We start from the raw sequence: 18,077 nt of genomic DNA, 5'->3' as shown, positions 1-18,077 counted from the left end.
GGCGGTCAGGCCGCGGAGCTGGCGATGCGGCGCAGGACGCGCGCGGCCGCGTTGATCCCCGAGCGCACGGCCGATTCCAGCGTCGCGGGGTAGTCCGATTCGAGGTAGTCGCCGGCCAGCCACAATCCCGGCACGGGCGTCTGGGCGCCGGGGCGCGATACGCCCGGACGGCAGGCGAAGGTCGCCCGCTTCTCGGTGATGACCTGCGACCACTGCAGCGGCGGCAGGCGCTGGCCGAGCTCCTGTTCGAGCTGGGCATGCACGGCGAGCAGGAGATCCTCGCGCGAGAGCGCATCATGCGGGCCGTGCGCGCTGATGACGCACGCCAGCAGCCCTTCCGGCCCGCCGAGCTGGCCGCGGTCGAAGGCCCACTGGGCGGGGCCGCGGGTGAGGCCGATCATCGGGTACTGCAGGCGCATCGACGCGCCGAGCGCGAGGTACACGGTCGTGATCGGTTCGCTCGGCAGCGCGGCGATCATGGCCGACAGGCGATCGCAGCTGCCCACCGAATCGAGCAGCGCGCTCGCGTGGTGCGGTGCGGTCGCGAGCACCACCTGCGCATAAACCTGCCGGGGCGAAGGGTCGCCTTCCAGTCGGAAACCTTCCCGCAGGTGGTGGATCGCTTCGATCGCCGTACCCGTGCGCAGCTTGCCGCGGCGCACCGCGAGGTAGCGCGCGGCCGGGACGGGGAAGAGTTCGGACAGGTCGACGCGCGGGATCAGCAGTTCGCTCGCCGCGGCGCCGGCCGCCAGGCTGTCGCGCAGCACGTTCGCGAACACCTGCGCGGAGGCTTCGGCGATCGGGGTGTTCAGCGCCGCGACGCACAGCGGTTCCCACACCAGCCGGATCAGGCGCTCGGACTGGCGCAGCTCGCGTAGCAGCGCGGCCACGCTCAGGTCGGAGTCGACGCGGAAGCGCCGCTTCTTCAGCGTGCGCATCAGCCGCAGCAACCCGAAGCGGTCGCCCCAGCCCAGCCCCTTGGTGCGCAGCAGGCCGAACGCCAGATGCAACGGGGCGGGCAGGCCGGCGGCCTGCAGGTGCAGATGCCCGGGAATGTGCAAGGTGAGCGGCAGATGGGCGAGTTCCTTCGGCGATCCGCCCGTGATGCGGAGCAGGCGCAGCAGTTCGGCGTACGCGCCGAGCAGGATGTGCTGGCCGTTATCGACGCGCCACCCGTCCTTCGCGACCGCGCGCGCCCGCCCGCCGAGCGTGTGCGAGCGCTCGAACACGGTCACCTGCACGCCGCGCCGCGCGAGTTCGACCGCGCACGCGAGGCCGGCGTAACCGGCGCCGATGATCGCGACCTGATGGGTCATCGCGGGCCGCGTCCCGCCGTCATGCGCGCACCCAGGTCTTGCCCGCGATCCATAGCTTGCGCACCGGGGTGAGTGAGGTGCGGCGGTCGAGCACGAGGAAGCCGTCGCTGGCGATCTCGCGCAGCAGGGTGCGGTAGATCGCCGCCATCACGAGGCCGGGGCGCTGGCTCTTGCGGTCGACGGCGGGGAGCTGGGCGAGCGCCTGGTCGTAGAACGTCTCGGCGCGCTCGGCCTGGAAGGCCATCAGCGCGCGGAAGTTGTCGTCGTGGCGTCCTTCCATGATCTGGCTCGCGGGGACCTCGAAGCGCTGCAGGTCCTCGATCGGCAGATAGATGCGTCCGCGGCGCGCGTCCTCGCCGACATCGCGGATGATGTTGGTGAGCTGGAAGGCCATGCCGAGGTCGTGGGCGTACTTCAGCGTCTGCCGTTCGCGGTAGCCGAAGATCTCGGCGGCGAGCAGCCCCACGACGCTGGCGACGCGGTAGCAGTAGAGCTGCAGGCCCTTGAAGTCGAGATAGCGGCTCTGCGTGAGATCCATCTCCATGCCGTCGATGATCTCGAGAAGCTGTTCGCGCGGCAGGTTGAAGCGCCCGGCGACATCCTTCAGCGCGAAGCCCACCGGATGGCTGGGCGTCTCGCCATAGGCGCGCGACACTTCCTTGCGCCACCAGTCGAGCTTGGTCTGCGCGACCTGCACGTCATGGCACTCGTCGACGACGTCGTCCACCTCGCGGCAGAACGCATACAGGGCCGTGATGGCCTGGCGGCGCTCCGGCGGCAGGAACATGAAGCTGTAGTAGAAGCTGGAGCCGCTTTTCGCAGCCTTGTCGTGACAATATTCGTGCGGATTCATCGGTTTCTCGGGTAATGCACGGCCCGCCACGCGAGTCGCGGCCAGTCGCCGCGGGCGAGGGTGGGCCGGCGGCGGAACACGTCGTAATCGATCGCCTCGATGCGTTCGAGGATGCGCAGGCCGCCCAGCACCATCAGGCGCAGCTCCCAGCCGATGCGTCCCGGCAGTTGCCGCGCGAGCGGGGCGCCTTCCAGCATCATCGCGCGCGCACGTTGCACCTCGAAGTCCATCAGCGCGCGCCACGCGTCGTCGCAGCGGCCGCTGTCGATGTGCGATTCGTCGATGCCGAAGCGCGTCATGTCGGCCAGCGGCAGGTAGATGCGCTGCTTGCGCCAGTCGACGGCGACGTCCTGCCAGAAGTTGATCAGCTGCAGGCTGGTGCAGATGAGATCCGAGCGCCGCAGGTTGTCCGGGGTCGCCGCGTCATAGAGGTGCAGCAGCAGCCGCCCGACGGGATTGGCCGAGCGGCGGCAGTAGTCGAGCAGCTCGGCGAAATCGGCATAGCGCGTCTTGCCGACGTCCTGGCTGAAGGCGTCGAGCAGGTCGCGGAAGTACTGCAGCGGCAGCTTGTGGGCCTGGATGTTCGCGCCGAGACGCGCGAACATCGGCGCGAGCGAGGCGTCGCGCGGGGGGTCGCCCGTGGCGATCGCATTCAGTTCGATGCGGTAGTCGTTGAGCCGCGCCAGGCGTGCGACAGGTGCCATGTCGCCCTCGTCGGCGATGTCGTCGGCTGTGCGCGCGAACGCATAGATTGCTTCCACGGGCTCGCGCAGGCGCGCCGGAAGCAGGAGCGAGGCGACAGGAAAGTTTTCGTAGTGGTCGACGGGCATGATCGGGGCGCCGCGAGTATACGCGAAGCGGCGCCGCATGCCGCATGCGAAACGGCCCGACGGAGCAGTCAGGCCGTGTTCTCGCCGCCTGACGTGGCCACGTCCGGGGCGGCGTCGGGTGCGCAACCCTGTGCCGGGTACTGTATGACGCAGTTTCGGCCGTTTCGCTTCGCGTCGTAACAGGCGGCGTCGGCCGCGATCAGGATGTCCGACGGATCGGTGTGCGTGCCGTCGATGCAGGCCATGCCGATGCTGGCGCCGACCGAGAAGGTGTGGCCCTGCCAGTCGAAGCGGAAGGAGGAGATGCTCTCCCGCAGTTCATTGGCGATGTTGAGCGCGTCCTCCGGGCTGCAGCCGCGCAGGATCAGCGCGAACTCGTCGCCGCCGATGCGGCAGATGATGTCCTGTTCGCGCACCCGCTGCTGGATCAGCAGCGCGATGCGCATCAGCAGGTCGTCGCCGGCGGCATGGCCGCAGGTGTCGTTCACGATCTTGAAGCGGTCGAGGTCGATGAAGCACAGCGCCCCATGGTCGCCTGCGCGGCGCGACGCGATGACGCACTCCTCCAGTTTCTGCTCGAATACGCGGCGGTTCTGCAGGCCCGTTAGGGGGTCGTGTTGCGCCTGGTAAGCGAGCAGCGCCGTGGCGTCGTCGATGCGCGACTGCAGCGTGCGATGGTTCTCCGAGATCGCGCGCGCCATCGTGTTGAAGCCGCGCTCCAGCGCGGACAGCTCCTGGCTCGTCGCCTGCTCGGAAATTTCGACGTCGAGCGCGCCCGCGGCCATCTGCTTGACGCCGCGGACCAGGCCCGCGACGGGGCGCGATACCGACCGCGCCAGCCTTACCGCGATCACGGCCGTGAGCAGCAGGCCGAGGGCGACGATCGCGAAGGAAGTCCATACGATCAGGGATTTCTCGCGCGACGACGGACGGGTGTCGAGCTCCACGTGGACCCAGCCGATCGTCCGCATGCGTGCGACGCCGCGCGTCTGCCAGCCGTCGAGATATTCGTCGTCGATGTTGATGCCGGCCGATTCGATCGGCGCGATGACGGTGAGGATGTCGGGGGCCGTGTGCGTGGCCGTGCCGTCGGCCGCGCGCAGAACCTCGGGGTCCAGCACGCCGATGCGTCCCTTGCTCGCGAGCAGCTCCCCCTGGTCGTTGTAGACCCCTGCGGCGATCACTTCGCGTTGCGCCATCGCGGCCTGCAGCAGGGATTGAAGCGTGGCACGATTGCCGGAGATCACGCCGTATTCGGCCGCCGGGGCGAGAAAGCTGACGATGGCCGTGCCGTGATCGTGAACTGCGCGGTCCACGGTCTGGGCACCGCGATAGAGGACCAGCGCCGTCACGAGCGTGGCGAGCAGCGCCGCCGGCAGCAGTGCGACGAGCAGCAGCCGGTCATGCAGGGAGAGGCGGCTCGGCTTCAATGCGGCCTCCTTTTCTCGATCGCATCGGCGAGGGCCGTCTCATCGGGAACCGGGTACAGGAGCGAGCGCGCAACGTGGCGGTTGACCCCGACACTGAAATACTTCGGCGCCACCGGCAGCTCGACGTGCGCCGGGGTCGGGTGCGAGGCCAGCCATTCTGCCACCTGGCGCGCAGCGTCTTCGGGGGCGGTATAGACCGATGCGATCGCGCCGGCCGTCACGTAGGCCTGCGAATAGCCGAACAGCGGCTTGCGATAGCGATAGGTGGTCAGCAGGATGGGGCGTGCCGTGCTGGAACTGTATGCGACCGGATCGGGCACCGCGAGGATCGCGTCCGAGGTTTCGAGCAGGCGTTCGAGCGCGGGCAGCAACCCGTCGGTGTCCTCGATGGCCTCGAAGCTCATGTTCAGGCCCTGGCGGCTTCCCGCTTCGGCGAGCGCACCGCGCATCGGCGCCGACTGCGGACCGAGCAGTACACCCACTCGTGTGGTCTTCGGATTGGTCGCACGGATCAGGCGCATGTGCCGGGCGAGCGGCTGGTCGAGCACGATCCCGCCCAACCTGGCACGCGGATACCGGGACTGGAGCGTGCGCAGGTTTGGGGTCGAGATCAGCGCGACCAGTATGGGCGCCGTACTGCGCCCCGCGATGGCGTCGGCGGCCTCCGCACCGACCGCAATCACGAGGTCGGCGCGCTTCAGGGCCGCTTCGTCGATGGATTCTTCCGTGCTCCCCGCGTTGCTCAGGCGCACGGATGGCGAGGATGACACTGCGCGGAAAAGGGCCTCGGAAAATGCCTCCTGCACCGGGCTGCGCTTGGAAAGCACCACTGCCGCTTCGAGCGCGAACGCCGGCCGCGCCAGCAGCGCGAATATCGCCAGAGCGAAAAGGAGGCGCAACGACTGGTTCAGCATGTCACGTGCGGCATGCGACGATGGTCGTGCAAAAAAATGGGATCCGGGGCGTATGCTTGCAAGAGGATTCGCTTCGGGTCGGTGTGCCTGTCCTCGTCGCGGAGGCTGTGCGCGGGAGCATTCCGGCCAGGCTGGTCGTCATCCTCATTGCGCGCGGGTATATACCTTGTGAAATGAGTCAGCTTTCCATCTAAGTCGGATCGAGTCAATCCCGGATTTGCCCATCATAAGCGGCATGAATTTATCGTGGAGCTTCATGTCATCCTTTACCGGTGGGGAATTTCACGCACTCGCGGCGGGAAGGACGTGGCGGATTCGGGGTGTTCCGCGTTGCAGTTTTGCAACGGCGCTGGCGCTCCCGGACTGCTCGTCCCGGACCCCGCGATTCGCGACATGAGGATGTGATCGGAATGTTCGAGATCGACGGCTTGAAGAAACGGTTCGGCACCGAAGCTGCCCGCCCGTTGTTCGAGGGGGTGTCGCTGCAGCTGCGGCGCGGTGAGTGCGTCGCGATCATGGGCGAATCCGGGGTCGGCAAGTCCACGCTGCTCAACTGCATGGCGGGCCTGGAGCCGGCCGATGGCGGAAGCATCCGGCTGGACGGCACGGAACTCGTCGGACTCGACGATGACGCCTTCGCCCGGCTGCGCCGGCGCAGCTACGGATTCGTGTTCCAGGCCTTTCACATCCTTCCGCATCTCAGCGTCTTGCAGAACGTTGCGCTTCCGATGTGGCTGCTCGACGAGCATGGCATCGAGGCCGATCGCCGCGCGCGGGCGATGCTGGAGCGGGTGGGGCTCGCCGATCGCGCCGCGGGCTGGCCGCGCGAGCTTTCCGGCGGCGAATTGCAGCGTGTCGCGATCGCGCGCGCCTTGGTGCATCGGCCCGCGCTGGTGCTCGCCGACGAGCCGACGGGCAATCTCGATCCCGACCGCGCGGCGGGCGTGCTCGATCTGCTCCTGGAGGGCATTCGCCGCGACGGTGCGATGGGCATCCTCGTCACGCACTCGCGCACCGCGGCATCCCGGGCCGATCGCGTCCTGCGCCTGTCCGCCGGCGGCCTGCACCCGGAGGCGGCGCGCACGTGAGTGCGGTACTGCGCCGCATCTTCCTCGCGAGCCTCGCACGCCGGCGCCTCGCAACGGCGCTGTCGCTGTTCGCGATTGCGCTCGGTGTCGCCCTCGGGCTCGCGGTGCAGATCATCCACAGCGCGGCACTCGACGAATTCGGCCGCGGCATGCACCTGCTGGCGGGCGAAGCGGATCTCCAGGTGATCGGACCGCGCGAGGGATTCGACGATGCCGAGTATGGCCGGCTCGCGATCCGCGACGAGGTCGCCGATGCCAGCCCCGTCCTCGAACTCGACGTCCGTCTGCCGGGACGCGACCGTTCGCTGCGGATCTTCGGCATCGACGCGCTGCGGGTCGCGCATGTGAACCCGGCCCTGATGCCGCTGGTGGCCGAAGCGCAACGGGACGAGCGTGACCTGACGGTGCTGCGGCCCGACGTACTGTTCGCGAGCCCGGCAGCGCAGGCGGAACTGGGCGTCGCCCCGGGGGGCCGGCTGGACGTGCAGGCCGGCGCGCAGGTCGCATCGTTGCGCATCGCCGGGTCGGTGCCCGGTGCCGGGCAGGGGCGCGCGCTCGCGGTGATGGACATCGCGGCCGCCCAGGCGCTCTTCGGCCGGCTGGGCCGCATCACGCGCATCGACCTGCGGCTGAAGTCCGGCATCGACATCGAGGCCGCCCGTCGCGCGCTGGCCGCCGGATTGCCGGCCGGCGTCGAAGTGCTCACGCCGCAGGCGACGGAAGACCAGTCGGCGGGCCTGTCGCGTGCCTATCGCGTGAATCTCACGATGCTCGCGGCGATCGCGCTCGTCACCGGCGGGTTCCTGGTCTTCTCCACACAGTTCCTGTCGGTCGCGCGCCGCCGGCAGGAACTCGCCTTCCTGCGTGCGCTGGGACTCGACCGCCGGGCGCTGATGCGCGGCCTGCTCGTCGAAGGCGCGGTGGTCGGGCTGGCGGGCGGCCTGCTCGGGATCGCGGTCGGACACGGGGTTGCCGCTCTCGCGTTCGACGTCGTCGGAGGCGACCTTGGCGCGGGCTACTTCCGCGGAGTGGCGCCCGCGCTGCGCTTCGATCCGCAGGCGAGCGGCGCCTACCTGCTGCTGGGCGTCGCCGCCGGGCTGGCGGGCGCATGGCTGCCGGCACGCGACGCGCAGCGCATGCTGCCTGCGCGTGCGCTCAAGTCCGGCGACGAGGCGCACATGTTCCGTTTCCGCGCCCGCCCGCGAATCGCCGCAGGCTGTCTCGGACTGGCCTTCGTGCTGTGCCTGCTGCCCCCCGTCGGCAGCATACCGGTCTTCGGATATCTTGCCGTGGCGCTGATCCTCGTCGGCGCCGTGCTGGTCCTGCCCATGCTCGTGCGCGCCGCCGCACACCGCTGGGCCGGATCGCGCACAGTCCTGTGGCAGCTCGCGCGTGCGCGTCTCGCGGCGGCGCCGGGGCAGGCCGTCGTCGCCGGAGCCGGCGTCGTCGCGAGTGTCGCGCTCGCGGTCGCGATGGCCATCATGGTCGCCTCCTTCCGCGATTCGGTCGACCGCTGGCTGACTGCCGTGCTGCCGGCGGACCTCTATGTCAGCGCCGCGTCGCAGGGAACGAGCGGGTTCTTTGCACCCGAAACCCTGCAGCGGATCGCTGCGCTGCCGGGGGTGTCACGAACCATGCCCGTGCGCTTCGACACGCTGCGCCTGGACGACCGCCACCTGCCGGTCACCCTGATCGCGCGCCCGCTGGACGGCGGAAGCCGTCTCCCGTTGGTGGGCGCGACGGCGCAGGTGCCCACCGACGAGAAACCCGCATGGGTGTCGGAAGCCGTGGTAGACCTTTTCGCGGTCAGGCCCGGCGAACGCCTCGTCCTGCCGCTCGCCGGCAAGCCGGTTGCCTTCCGCGTCGCGGGGGTCTGGCGCGATTACGCGCGGCAGCAGGGTGCCGTCGCGATCGAGCTCGATGACTATCGTGCCGCGACCGGCGACCTCGTCGCCAACGATGTCGCCGTCTTCCTCGCCGAGGGTGCATCCTTCAACGAGCTTGCCGCCGCCGTGCGCAGACTGCTTGGCGAAAGTACGGCGAGGATCGCCACACCGGGTGAGATTCGCGCGCTGAGCCTCGCGATCTTCGATCGCACCTTCCTCGTCACCTACGTGATGGAAGCGGTGGCCGTGCTCATCGGATTGTTCGGCGTAAGCACCAGTTTCGCGGCGCTCGCGATTGCGCGGCGCAAGGAATTCGGCGTGCTGCGTCACCTGGGGCTGACACGGCGGGAAATCGGGCGGCTGATCACCCTCGAGGGATTGCTGACGGCCGTGGCCGGAACCGCCCTCGGCCTTGTCGCGGGAACCGCCGTGGCCCTCGTGCTGATCGAAGTCGTGAATCGTCAGAGCTTCCACTGGAGCATGGATCTGCACCTTCCGGGCGTTGCCCTGCTCGCGTTTGCCCTCATCGTGATCGCGCTCGCCGCGTTCGCTGCGCGCGTGTCCGGGTATCAGGCGATGCGCGATTCGGCCGTACTCGCCGTGCGGGAGGACTGGTGATGGCGTTGCGGTGGGCCTGGCATGCCCTGCTGTTCGGCCTGTACGTGGCGCTTGCGGTGCCTGCCGCGACGGCCGAGGTCGGCTATCCGCCCGTGCTGCCGGGCAAGGTCCTGCACTTTCCCGACGATGGCGGCGCGCATCCGCAATTCCGCACGGAATGGTGGTACGTGACGGGCTGGCTCACCGACGGGCAGGGCGTCGAGCGCGGCTTCCAGGTCACCTTCTTCCGCGTCCGTCCCGGCATCGCGGAAGACAACCCGAGCCGGTTCGCCCCGCGCCAGCTCGTGCTCGCCCATGCTGCACTGGCCGATCCGTCCGTGGGCCGCCTGCGGCATGCCGAACGCAGCGAACGCGCGCTCGACCCCCTCGCGGGCGCCTCCACGGGCCGGACGCAGGTCTGGGCACGCGACTGGCGGCTCGAATGGAGCGGGGATCATTACCGCAGCCGCGTGGAGGCCGACGATTTCGCGTTCGACCTGCGCTTCGACCCCGCCGCGGCGCCCGTCCTCAATGGCGAAGGCGGTTTCAGCCAGAAGGCCGGCGACCCGAAACACGCCAGCTACTACTACAGCCGGCCCCAGCTTGCGGTCGCCGGCTCCCTGCGGGTCGACGGTGCCACGGTGCCGGTCACCGGGCGGGCGTGGCTGGACCACGAGTGGTCCAGCGAACTGATGCCCCAGGGCGCACGCGGCTGGGACTGGATCGGCATCAATCTCGACGACGGCGGCTCGCTGATGGCCTTCCGCATGCGCGACGAGCAGGGCGGAGCGATGTGGGCGGCCGGCACGCTGCGTACCGCGCAGGGCGAAACCCGCGCCCTGCGGGCCGACCAGGTGGCATTCACGCCCCTGCGGCGCTGGCGTTCGCCGCGGACAGGGGCCGAATATGCGGTCGAATGGGCTATCGACATCGACGGTCGCCGGCTGCAGCTGCGTCCCCTGATGGACGACCAGGAGCTGGACAGCCGCCGCTCCACCGGCGCCGTCTATTGGGAAGGGGCCGTGCGGCTGTTTGAGGCGGGGCGCGAAATCGGCCGCGGCTATCTCGAAATGACCGGATACGCCGAACGCCTGCGGATGTGAGGCCGTGTATAATGCGCGCGCCGCTGCAATGGCGGCAGCCCGCAGTGCGGGCATTGCGGGGCCCAAGTGGCGGAATTGGTAGACGCACCAGATTTAGGTTCTGGCGCCGCGAGGCGTGGGGGTTCGAGTCCCTTCTTGGGCACCATCAGGGCGCAATCGCGGTCCCTGCAATCACGGATTCTTGATGACTAACGCACAGTGGTTCCTGTTGGTCGGCGGCCTGTTGCTGGCCATGGGGCTGACCTCGTCCATCCTCAAGCGCCTGCCCGTCACGAGCGCGATCATCTACCTCGCCGTCGGCATGCTGGTCGGGCCGACCGTGCTGCACCTCTTCCATTTCAATCCGCTCAAGCAGTCGGCCCTGCTCGAGGTGCTGACCGAGGCGGCGGCGCTCATCTCGCTGTATGCGGCTGGCGTCAAGATGCCCGTGCCGGTGAGCCTGCCGCGCTGGCGCACGCCCATCCTCCTCGCCTTCGTGTCGATGGCCGTCACGGTCGGGCTGGTCGCCGCGTTCGGCCACTATGCCCTGGGGCTCCCGCTCGGGGCTGCGGTGCTGCTCGGTGCGATCGTTGCGCCGACCGACCCGGTGCTCGCCACGGACGTCCAGATCCGGCACCCGCGCGACCGCGACCGCCTGCGCTTCACGCTGACCTGCGAAGCGGGCATGAATGACGGCAGCGCCTTCCCGTTCGTGATGCTGGGGCTGGGGCTGCTGGGGCTGCACGAACTCGGCCAGTTCGGCGCGCGCTGGATCCTCGTGGATGTGGTGTGGGCCACCCTGGCCGGCATTGCGCTCGGTGTGGTGGCGGGGGCTGGTCTTGCCCAGGTCGGGCACAGGCTGCGCAACCATCGGACCGAGCACGGCCTGATGGACGATTTCCTGGGCCTGGGGCTGATTGCGGTCGTCTACGGCATCAGCCTCGTGATCAGCGCCTGGGGCTTCCTTGCCGTGTTCTTCGCGGCCGTGGCGCTGCGACAGACCGAGCGCCGACTCGCGGGCGCCAGCCCGGATGAACCCGAGCGCCTGCAGGCCAATGGCAACGCCGTGGGGGAGGCGGGGTATGCGGGGCACATGACCGCGGCGTCGGTCAGCGAGGGCTCGCTCGTTTTCAAGGAGCACCTCGAGCGCCTCTCCGAAGTGGTCCTCATCCTGCTGATCGGCGGAACACTGTTCGTCGATTCATGGAGCTGGCGCGCGGTGTCGCTCGCCTTCTTCCTTTTCGCCGTGGCGCGGCCGGCCAGTGTCTTCATCGGCTTGGCGGGCACGCGCGCGCCGTGGAACGCCCGCGCCCTTGCCGGCTGGTTCGGCGTGCGCGGGATCGGCTCGCTGTACTACCTGATGTACGCGATCCAGCATGGCCTGCCGGAAAAGCTCGCGCTGGAGCTGATCCACATGACGCTGATCGTCGTCACGCTCTCGATTCTGTGCCACGGCATCAGCGTGAAGCCCCTGATGGACCGATTCTGGTCCGGGCGTTGAGGGGGCGTTCCGCCGGCGCTTGCCCGTATCGCCAGTGGAGCGCCCCGGCTTCTCAATGTGCGGGCTTGGGCAGCGGCGCGTATTCGATCGGGACCCAGGCGTAGACGCCCTTGCCGTCCGCACGCACGTGGCCGATGCCGGGGAAGGGCAGATGCATGCCGGCGACGAGCGTCTTGCTCGCCGCGAGCGAGTACATCAGGCTGCGCCGCGTCGCGACGGCCTGGGCCTGGTCGAAGTCGAATTCGATCGAAACGCCCGGCAGCGGGAACTGGACCGCGTGGGAGTGCACGACGTCACCCCAGATCAGCAGTTTCTGCCCCGCGGATTCGACCGAGATCGCACTGTGGCCCGGCGTGTGCCCATAGGCCTTGGCCGCGCGAATGCCGCCGGCAATCTCGGTGCCGTCGGCGAACGTGCGCCACTTGCCGCGCGTCTGGTAGGGCGCAGCAATCTCGCGCGCCATCTTGAAGAAATTCTGCATCTCCGGCTTGGCCGCGGCAGCGGCCTGCTGCGACAGCCAGAAATCGTTGTCGAGCACCGACACATAGACGTTGGCGTTGGGGAAGGCCGGCGGGGCCGCAGGGTCGCCGAGGCCGCCGATGTGGTCCGGGTGCATGTGGGTCAGGATGATCGTATCGACCTGCGCGGGGTCGTAGCCGGCCGCCTTCAGGTTGTCGATGACGAAGCCGAGACCGGGCCCGAAGAGCTTGGCCGCGCCAGCGTCAACCAGGATCAGGTTCCCCCCCGTGTTGATCAGGTAGGCATTGACCGCCGTCTGCATCTTCGGATTGCCGACGAACATGCGGGCGAGCAGGCGGTTGAGGTCTTCCGGATCGGCATTCTTGAGCAGCTTGGTGTCCAGTTCGATCGCACCGTCATACAGCGCGGTGACCTCGAACTGGCCGACCATGGTCCGGTAGAAGCCCGGGACCTGCGTCTTCGCCATCGGGGCCTCGGCCAGCGCCGGGGCGGCCGGCGCAAGCGCGAACAGCGCGGCGCTCACTGCGAGGATTCGCTGGAGGCTCTTGTACATTCATATTCTCCTGTCGATTGGGGCGATGATCACGTCATGAAGGATAGCCCAAAACGTTGCCATCGCGAGGCGGGCGGCAGCAGTCGTGCCGCCCGGCGGTCGGTGCGTCAGCGGCTGATCGGCTTGTAGCGGATGCGCTTCGGTTTGGCGCCTTCCTCGCCCAGCCGCTTGCGCTTGTCTTCCTCGTATTCCTGGTAGTTGCCCGCGAAGAAGGTCCACTGCGAGTCGCCTTCCGCCGCGAGGATGTGCGTGCAGATGCGGTCGAGGAACCAGCGGTCGTGGCTGATGATCAGCGCGCAGCCGGCGAATTCGAGCAGCGCGTCTTCGAGCGCACGCAGCGTCTCGACGTCGAGATCGTTCGACGGTTCGTCGAGCAGCAGCACGTTGCCGCCCGAGATCAGCGTCTTCGCGAGGTGCAGGCGGCCGCGCTCGCCGCCGGACAGGTTGCCGACGATCTTCTGCTGGTCGCCGCCCTTGAAGTTGAAGCGGCCGATGTAGGCGCGGCTGGGCATCTCGAAGCGGCCGACCGTCAGCACATCGGCGCCGTCCGAGATCGCTTCGAACACGGTCTTGTCGTTCGCCAGACCTTCGCGCGACTGGTCGACGGCCGCGATCTTCACCGTCGAACCGATCGTGATTTCGCCCGAGTCCGGCTTGTCGCGCCCCTCGATCATCTTGAACAGGGTCGATTTGCCGGCACCGTTGGGGCCGATCACGCCGACGATGGCACCCGCCGGGATGTTGAAGTTCACGTTGTCCATCAGCAGCTTGTCGCCGAAGGCCTTCGACACGCCGTTGAACTCGATGACCTTGTCGCCGAGCCGCTCGCCGGGCGGAATGAAGATCTCCTGCGTCTCGTTGCGCTTCTGGTATTCGACGGTCGTCATCTCTTCGTAGCGCGCAAGGCGGGCCTTGGACTTCGCCTGGCGGGCCTTCGGGTTCGAGCGCGCCCATTCCAGCTCGGTCTTCATCGCCTTCATGTGGGCGTCGATCTGCTTCTGTTCCTGCTCGAGGCGCTCCTCCTTCTGCTCCAGCCACGAGGAATAGTTGCCCTTCCACGGAATGCCGTGGCCGCGGTCGAGTTCGAGGATCCACTCGGCGGCGTTGTCGAGGAAGTAGCGGTCATGGGTCACGGCGACCACCGTGCCGGGGAAGCGCGTCAGGAACTGCTCCAGCCACTCGACCGATTCCGCGTCGAGGTGGTTCGTCGGCTCGTCCAGCAGCAGCATGTCGGGTTTCGACAGTAGCAGCTTGCACAGCGCGACGCGGCGCTTCTCGCCGCCGGACAGGTTGCCAACCGCGGCGTCCCAGGCGGGCAGGCGCAACGCATCGGCAGCGATCTCCATCTGGGTTTCGATGTCGGAGCCCGCGGCCGCCAGGATGTTCTCGTATTTCGCCTGCTCTTCGGCGAGCTTGTCGAAGTCGGCGTCGGGTTCGGCGTACGCCGCGTAGATCTCCTCCAGCCTGCTGCGGGCTTCCACGATCTCGCCCAGACCCGACTCGACCTCTTCCTTGACGGTCTTCGCGGGGTCGAGCTGCGGTTCCTGCGGCAGGTAGCCGATGCGGATGCCGGCCAGATGCTGCACCTCGCCTTCGTATTCCTTGTCGGCGTTGGCCATGATGCGCAGCACCGTGGATTTTCCGGAACCGTTCAGGCCCAGCAAGCCGATCTTCGCGCCGGGGAAGAAGGACAGGGAAATATCCTTGATGATCTGCCGCTTGGGCGGCACGACTTTGCTCACGCGGAGCATACTCATTACATATTGGGCCATTGCGTCGCTTTTTCGTTTCGGAGGAACGTATATGATGAAGTGCGGAAAGGATACCTCAAGCCCGTGAGTGCTTGCGCTGTTGCGGGAGTGAGAAAGAATCCCGTGCTCCCCGTGGACTCCGTTGTTATTGTTTGTTACATCTAAGGCGTCCAGGGCAATCGATTCCACCGCCCGCCCTCGGGGAACCGCCGCATGCACGTTGCCGACGACAGGGTTGCCGATACCGGGCCGGTGCGCCGCCGCTGCTCGCCGGGTGGCGTCGCATTGATCGTCTTTGCGCTTGCATGCGCGATCGGTGCGGCGGTTGTCGTGTGGAATCACCTCGCCAAGCGCCATCACGAGCAGGCGTTCGCACATCTCGCGAGCCACACTGCCGAAGTGGTCCTGACGGTGGACGAGCGGTTTCGCGCCTACCGCATGCTGCTGCGGGGAGGCCAGGCATTTCTGCGTTCCGGTGACGAGGTCGACCTTGCGGCGTGGCGAACCTACCTGCAGCGTCTGACGTTCCAGGAAGACTATCCGGGCGTGCAGGGCATCGGGTTCACCCTGTGGATACTTCCCGGACAACTCGAGGCGCACACCCGCGCGATGCGCGCACTCGGCAACGAAGAATATCGGGTCTGGCCGGAAGGGCCGCGCCCGTTCGTGAGCAGCATCGTCGTTCTCGAGCCGGCGGACTGGCGCAATGCGCGCGCCGTCGGCTTCGACATGTACTCCGAACCCGTCAGGCGCGAGGCAATGGATCGGGCCGTGCATTCCGGCGACGCCGCCCTGACCGGCAAGACCACCCTGGTGCAGGAGACCGAAACGGATGTGCAGGCGGGGGTGCTGCTTTACATGCCTGTGTTCGGCGACGGAATGCCGACCGCGACCGAGGTCGAGCGCTGGATCGCGCTCAGAGGATGGGTGTATATGCCTTTCCGCATGGCCCGGCTGATGGAACACGTGCTGGAGCTACACCCTGACCAGGTCCGGATGCAGGTGTTCGACCGCGTCGAATCGCCCGAATCCCTCCTGTACGACAGCCATCCGGGAGTGACGACGACCGGTACCGGACTGGTCAGCACCGGGAGCGCGATCCTCGGCGGGGTCGAATGGATCGTTCGCCTCGAAGCCCTGCCGGCGTTCGAGGCCGACCCCGACGTCAGGCAGGCGGAATTCGTCTCGGTCGTGCTGGTTGGCATCCTGCTGGTCGTCACGGCCCTGTTTTTCTCGATCACACGCGAGCGGGCCACGCAGCTGGCACGGACGAGCGAGTTCCTGCGCCGCAGCGAGGCGAAGTACAGTGCCCTCGTGAACCTGGCCCACGACGGCATTGCCGCCACCGATGCGGATTTCAGGCTGACTTTCGTCAATCCGGGATTCGTCCAGCTCGTCGGCCTCGACGAGGCGAAGCTGCTCGGGCGGGCGCTCGACGAGTTATGGAGCGAGGGCGGCGGAGAGAGCCGCGAACGGATACTGGCCCATCTCGGCAAGGGGGAGAGCAAGCGCTACGAAGTCAGGCTGACGCGTGACGATGGCAGCCAGTTGACCGTCCTGGCCTCCCTCGCACCGCTCAATGACGGATGGGGCCGGATGAAGGGCGTGATCGCGCTCCTGTCGGACATCAGCGAGCGCAAGGAAGCCGAGCAGCGGATCGCGCACATGGCGACGCACGACATCCTGACCGGAGCCGTCAATCGCCTGATGTTCGGCGAACTCCTCGCCTACTCGCTCGCCCAGGCCCGCCGCGCGGGACACCAATTCGCGCTCCTGTTCGTCGACCTGGACCATTTCAAGCGGGTGAACGACGACTGGGGACACCACGCCGGCGACCTCCTGCTGTGCGAGGCGGTCCGGCGCATGCAGGGCTCGATCCGCTCGTCCGATACCCTCGGACGGCGGGGCGGGGACGAATTCGTCGTGTTGCTGCCGGAGATCGGCTCGGAAAAGGACGCCGAGACGGTCGCGGAAAAGATCCGTGCGGCCATCGAACGGCCGTTCGTGCTCCAGGGGCGCGAGGTCTGCATCTCGTCGAGCATCGGCATCGCGCTCTATCCCGAAGATGGCAAGGACGAGGACGAACTGATGGGTCGGGCCGACGAGGCCATGTATTGCGCGAAGCTCGCCGGACGCAACCGTGCGTGTCGTGCCCGTTGAGGAGGGGTGAGCGTGCTACCCGATTTCCACGAGGGCGATCAGGTCACCCTCGTCGATCAGATCGCCTTCATCGATCTTGACCTCGACAATGGTCCCTTTGTGCGGCGAGGGGATGTCCATCGCGGTCTTCCCCGTTTCCAGCACGATCAGCGGTTCGTCGAAGCCGATCGACTCCCCCGACCGCACCAGCACGCTCTGCACGAAGACGTCCTCGGTCCGGCAGTTCCCGCAGGTGTCCCAGCATTCCGGAAACTTCGGCATGCGGATTTCGACCACCCGGCCCGTCATGGCTGTTTGCCGGCCGGTGTGGTGGATACGTTATCGACGAACATCACTGACTGAAAGGTCCGTTTGAGCAGCTTGCTGTAGAACTGGTCCATCGTTACGCCGTCTTCGAACTGCACCATGTCGCCGCGCATGATCTTCATCCGGGCAGTCGCGATCCAGTAACTCTTGCCGGCCTCGTCCACCTCGATGTAGGTGTACTCGTTGGCGTCGATCGAATCCAGCGCCACGCCGGTTCGGCGTTGCGCCGAGGAATGTTCGGCGCCCGGGCGGATGAGCTGCATTGCAGCGCCTGGCGAAGGGTGTCCGGGGGGCGGTGCGGACTGCGCCACCTCGGGCGCCAGTGCCACCAGCGCCGCGAACAGGGGGAGGGACAAGCGTGCGGTGGCATGCCAAGGGAGTGCCACCATCCTGCGGGGGAATTCCATGCTTCTATCCGGCTTGCTGCGAGTTACACGCAGTGTACTCCTGCCGGGACGGTGCCGCACCCGCAGTTGTGTACCGGGCAATTGCAGCCGTCCGGCGTTGCCGCCGGACGCCGGCTCACTTTTCGACGAATGCGCGTTCGATCACGTAGTCGCCGGGGTGGCCGATATGTGCCGAAATCTGGAAACCGCGCGAATCGAGCAGGTCGCAGCAGTCCTGGAGCATCGCCGGGCTGCCGCAGATCATCGCGCGGTCGACCTCGGGGTCGAGCTCGGGCAGGCCGATGTCGCGGAACAGCTTGCCGCTGTTGATCAGGTCCGTGAGCCGGCCCTGGTTGACGAAGGGCTCGCGCGTGACGGTCGGATAGTAGATGAGCTTTTCGCGCACGAACTCGCCGAAGAACTCATGCTGGGGCAGTTCCTCGGTGATGAACTTGTGATACGCCAGTTCCGACACGGTGCGCACGCCGTGGATCAGCACGACGCGCTCGAAGCGCTCGTAGGTTTCCGGATCCTGGATCACGCTCATGAACGGCGCCAGCCCCGTGCCGGTCGAGAGCAGGTAGAGGTTCTTGCCCGGCTTGAGGTCGTGCAATACCAGGGTGCCGGTGGGCTTCTTGCTCACGACGATCGGGTCGCCTTCCTTGAGGTGCTGGAGGCGCGAAGTCAGGGGGCCGTTGGGCACCTTGATGCTGAAGAACTCCAGATGTTCCTCGTGGTTCGGGCTCGCGATGCTGTATGCGCGCGTGAGCGGGCGGCCATCGACTTCCAGCCCGATCATCACGAACTGGCCGTTCGTGAACCGCAGCGCGCGGTCGCGGGTGGTACGGAAACTGAACAGGGACTCGTTCCAGTGGTGCACGCTCAGGACGCGCTCGGTCGCCAGGTTGCTCATTCGCTCTTTGCTCCATTATCGGATGAGCCGA

The 18,077-nt window shown here is 67.5% G+C and carries 15 protein-coding genes and 1 tRNA gene; 6 read left to right on the top strand and 10 right to left on the bottom strand.

Going from position 1 to position 18,077, the window contains the following annotated elements; all coding sequences use genetic code 11:
- Positions 1 to 5: 5 nt before the first annotated feature.
- From hpnE to GPA22_RS01375, 5 genes are all read right to left on the bottom strand, one after another.
- Positions 6 to 1,316: a hydroxysqualene dehydroxylase HpnE gene (gene hpnE / locus GPA22_RS01395; RefSeq protein ID WP_169254292.1), complete on the bottom strand. Its 1,311-nt coding sequence runs from the start codon at positions 1,314 to 1,316 to the stop codon at positions 6 to 8.
- A 19-nt stretch (positions 1,317 to 1,335) separates the two neighbouring features.
- Positions 1,336 to 2,169: a presqualene diphosphate synthase HpnD gene (gene hpnD, locus GPA22_RS01390; RefSeq protein WP_169254291.1), complete on the bottom strand. Its 834-nt coding sequence runs from the start codon at positions 2,167 to 2,169 to the stop codon at positions 1,336 to 1,338.
- Positions 2,166 to 2,999: a squalene synthase HpnC gene (hpnC, locus tag GPA22_RS01385; protein WP_169254290.1), complete on the bottom strand. Its 834-nt coding sequence runs from the start codon at positions 2,997 to 2,999 to the stop codon at positions 2,166 to 2,168. The genes hpnD and hpnC overlap by 4 nt, the downstream gene beginning before the upstream one ends.
- Before the next feature lie 68 nt (positions 3,000 to 3,067).
- The gene (locus tag GPA22_RS01380; RefSeq protein WP_169254289.1) at positions 3,068 to 4,429 is read right to left on the bottom strand and encodes a sensor domain-containing diguanylate cyclase; all 1,362 of its coding nucleotides are present in this window, start codon (positions 4,427 to 4,429) and stop codon (positions 3,068 to 3,070) included.
- Positions 4,426 to 5,343, bottom strand: coding sequence for an ABC transporter substrate-binding protein (locus tag GPA22_RS01375; RefSeq protein WP_169254288.1), 918 nt, complete (start codon positions 5,341 to 5,343; stop codon positions 4,426 to 4,428). The genes GPA22_RS01380 and GPA22_RS01375 overlap by 4 nt, the downstream gene beginning before the upstream one ends.
- 410 nt (positions 5,344 to 5,753) lie before the next feature.
- Between GPA22_RS01375 and GPA22_RS01370 the strand changes: the two genes are divergently transcribed.
- The 5 genes from GPA22_RS01370 (at position 5,754) to GPA22_RS01350 (ending at position 11,497) form a co-directional block, all read left to right on the top strand.
- The gene (locus GPA22_RS01370) at positions 5,754 to 6,431 is read left to right on the top strand and encodes an ABC transporter ATP-binding protein (protein ID WP_169254287.1); all 678 of its coding nucleotides are present in this window, start codon (positions 5,754 to 5,756) and stop codon (positions 6,429 to 6,431) included.
- On the top strand, positions 6,428 to 8,935 hold the full coding sequence (locus GPA22_RS01365; protein ID WP_169254286.1) for an FtsX-like permease family protein: 2,508 nt from the start codon (positions 6,428 to 6,430) through the stop codon (positions 8,933 to 8,935). Before GPA22_RS01370 ends, GPA22_RS01365 begins: the two co-directional genes overlap by 4 nt.
- Positions 8,935 to 10,017, top strand: coding sequence for a lipocalin-like domain-containing protein (locus GPA22_RS01360; protein WP_169254285.1), 1,083 nt, complete (start codon positions 8,935 to 8,937; stop codon positions 10,015 to 10,017). Before GPA22_RS01365 ends, GPA22_RS01360 begins: the two co-directional genes overlap by 1 nt.
- A 60-nt stretch (positions 10,018 to 10,077) precedes the next feature.
- Positions 10,078 to 10,162: transfer RNA gene (locus GPA22_RS01355), tRNA-Leu, on the top strand.
- Between the two features lie 39 nt (positions 10,163 to 10,201).
- On the top strand, positions 10,202 to 11,497 hold the full coding sequence (locus GPA22_RS01350; protein WP_169254284.1) for a cation:proton antiporter: 1,296 nt from the start codon (positions 10,202 to 10,204) through the stop codon (positions 11,495 to 11,497).
- A 52-nt stretch (positions 11,498 to 11,549) separates the two neighbouring features.
- Here the strand turns inward: GPA22_RS01350 and GPA22_RS01345 are convergent, their stop codons facing one another.
- Positions 11,550 to 12,530, bottom strand: coding sequence for an MBL fold metallo-hydrolase (locus GPA22_RS01345; RefSeq protein WP_169254283.1), 981 nt, complete (start codon positions 12,528 to 12,530; stop codon positions 11,550 to 11,552).
- A gap of 107 nt (positions 12,531 to 12,637) precedes the next feature.
- Positions 12,638 to 14,302 (bottom strand): energy-dependent translational throttle protein EttA, encoded by a 1,665-nt coding sequence (gene ettA, locus GPA22_RS01340; RefSeq protein WP_169254282.1) that lies wholly within the window; start codon positions 14,300 to 14,302, stop codon positions 12,638 to 12,640.
- A gap of 192 nt (positions 14,303 to 14,494) precedes the next feature.
- Here ettA and GPA22_RS01335 point away from each other — a divergent pair, with 192 nt between their 5' ends.
- A complete protein-coding gene (locus GPA22_RS01335; protein WP_169254281.1) occupies positions 14,495 to 16,441 on the top strand; it encodes a CHASE domain-containing protein in 1,947 nt (648 codons plus the stop codon).
- 15 nt (positions 16,442 to 16,456) lie between these two features.
- On the opposite strand, the gene GPA22_RS01330 is transcribed toward GPA22_RS01335, so the two are convergent.
- From GPA22_RS01330 to GPA22_RS01320, 3 genes are all read right to left on the bottom strand, one after another.
- The gene (locus GPA22_RS01330; RefSeq protein ID WP_246263979.1) at positions 16,457 to 16,702 is read right to left on the bottom strand and encodes a biotin/lipoyl-containing protein; all 246 of its coding nucleotides are present in this window, start codon (positions 16,700 to 16,702) and stop codon (positions 16,457 to 16,459) included.
- Between the two features lie 23 nt (positions 16,703 to 16,725).
- Positions 16,726 to 17,154 carry a hypothetical protein gene (locus GPA22_RS01325; RefSeq protein ID WP_169254279.1) on the bottom strand — a complete coding sequence of 143 codons (429 nt, stop codon included), beginning with the start codon at positions 17,152 to 17,154 and terminating at the stop codon, positions 16,726 to 16,728.
- A gap of 115 nt (positions 17,155 to 17,269) precedes the next feature.
- Positions 17,270 to 18,046, bottom strand: coding sequence for a ferredoxin--NADP reductase (locus GPA22_RS01320; RefSeq protein ID WP_169254278.1), 777 nt, complete (start codon positions 18,044 to 18,046; stop codon positions 17,270 to 17,272).
- Between the last annotated feature and the right edge of the window lie 31 nt (positions 18,047 to 18,077).

The sequence above is a fragment of the Aromatoleum toluvorans genome (assembly GCF_012910905.1).
GTDB classification, from domain to species: domain Bacteria; phylum Pseudomonadota; class Gammaproteobacteria; order Burkholderiales; family Rhodocyclaceae; genus Aromatoleum; species Aromatoleum toluvorans.
The sequence above is the reverse complement of the archived record's forward strand: the minus strand, read 5'-3'. Positions and strand labels throughout refer to the sequence as shown.

Bases quoted from the DNA above. Each gene is read 5' to 3' on its own strand.
- GPA22_RS01320 (WP_169254278.1), bottom strand. From the start codon at position 18,046: ATGAGCAACCTGGCGACCGAGCGCGTCCTGAGCGTGCACCACTGGAAC.
- hpnE (WP_169254292.1), bottom strand. From the start codon at position 1,316: ATGACCCATCAGGTCGCGATCATCGGCGCCGGTTACGCCGGCCTCGCG.
- GPA22_RS01335 (WP_169254281.1), top strand. From the start codon at position 14,495: ATGCACGTTGCCGACGACAGGGTTGCCGATACCGGGCCGGTGCGCCGC.
- hpnC (WP_169254290.1), bottom strand. From the start codon at position 2,999: ATGCCCGTCGACCACTACGAAAACTTTCCTGTCGCCTCGCTCCTGCTT.
- ettA (WP_169254282.1), bottom strand. From the start codon at position 14,302: ATGGCCCAATATGTAATGAGTATGCTCCGCGTGAGCAAAGTCGTGCCG.
- hpnD (WP_169254291.1), bottom strand. From the start codon at position 2,169: ATGAATCCGCACGAATATTGTCACGACAAGGCTGCGAAAAGCGGCTCC.
- GPA22_RS01375 (WP_169254288.1), bottom strand. From the start codon at position 5,343: ATGCTGAACCAGTCGTTGCGCCTCCTTTTCGCTCTGGCGATATTCGCG.
- GPA22_RS01370 (WP_169254287.1), top strand. From the start codon at position 5,754: ATGTTCGAGATCGACGGCTTGAAGAAACGGTTCGGCACCGAAGCTGCC.
- GPA22_RS01325 (WP_169254279.1), bottom strand. From the start codon at position 17,154: ATGGAATTCCCCCGCAGGATGGTGGCACTCCCTTGGCATGCCACCGCA.
- GPA22_RS01330 (WP_246263979.1), bottom strand. From the start codon at position 16,702: ATGCCGAAGTTTCCGGAATGCTGGGACACCTGCGGGAACTGCCGGACC.
- GPA22_RS01345 (WP_169254283.1), bottom strand. From the start codon at position 12,530: ATGTACAAGAGCCTCCAGCGAATCCTCGCAGTGAGCGCCGCGCTGTTC.
- GPA22_RS01350 (WP_169254284.1), top strand. From the start codon at position 10,202: ATGACTAACGCACAGTGGTTCCTGTTGGTCGGCGGCCTGTTGCTGGCC.
- GPA22_RS01360 (WP_169254285.1), top strand. From the start codon at position 8,935: ATGGCGTTGCGGTGGGCCTGGCATGCCCTGCTGTTCGGCCTGTACGTG.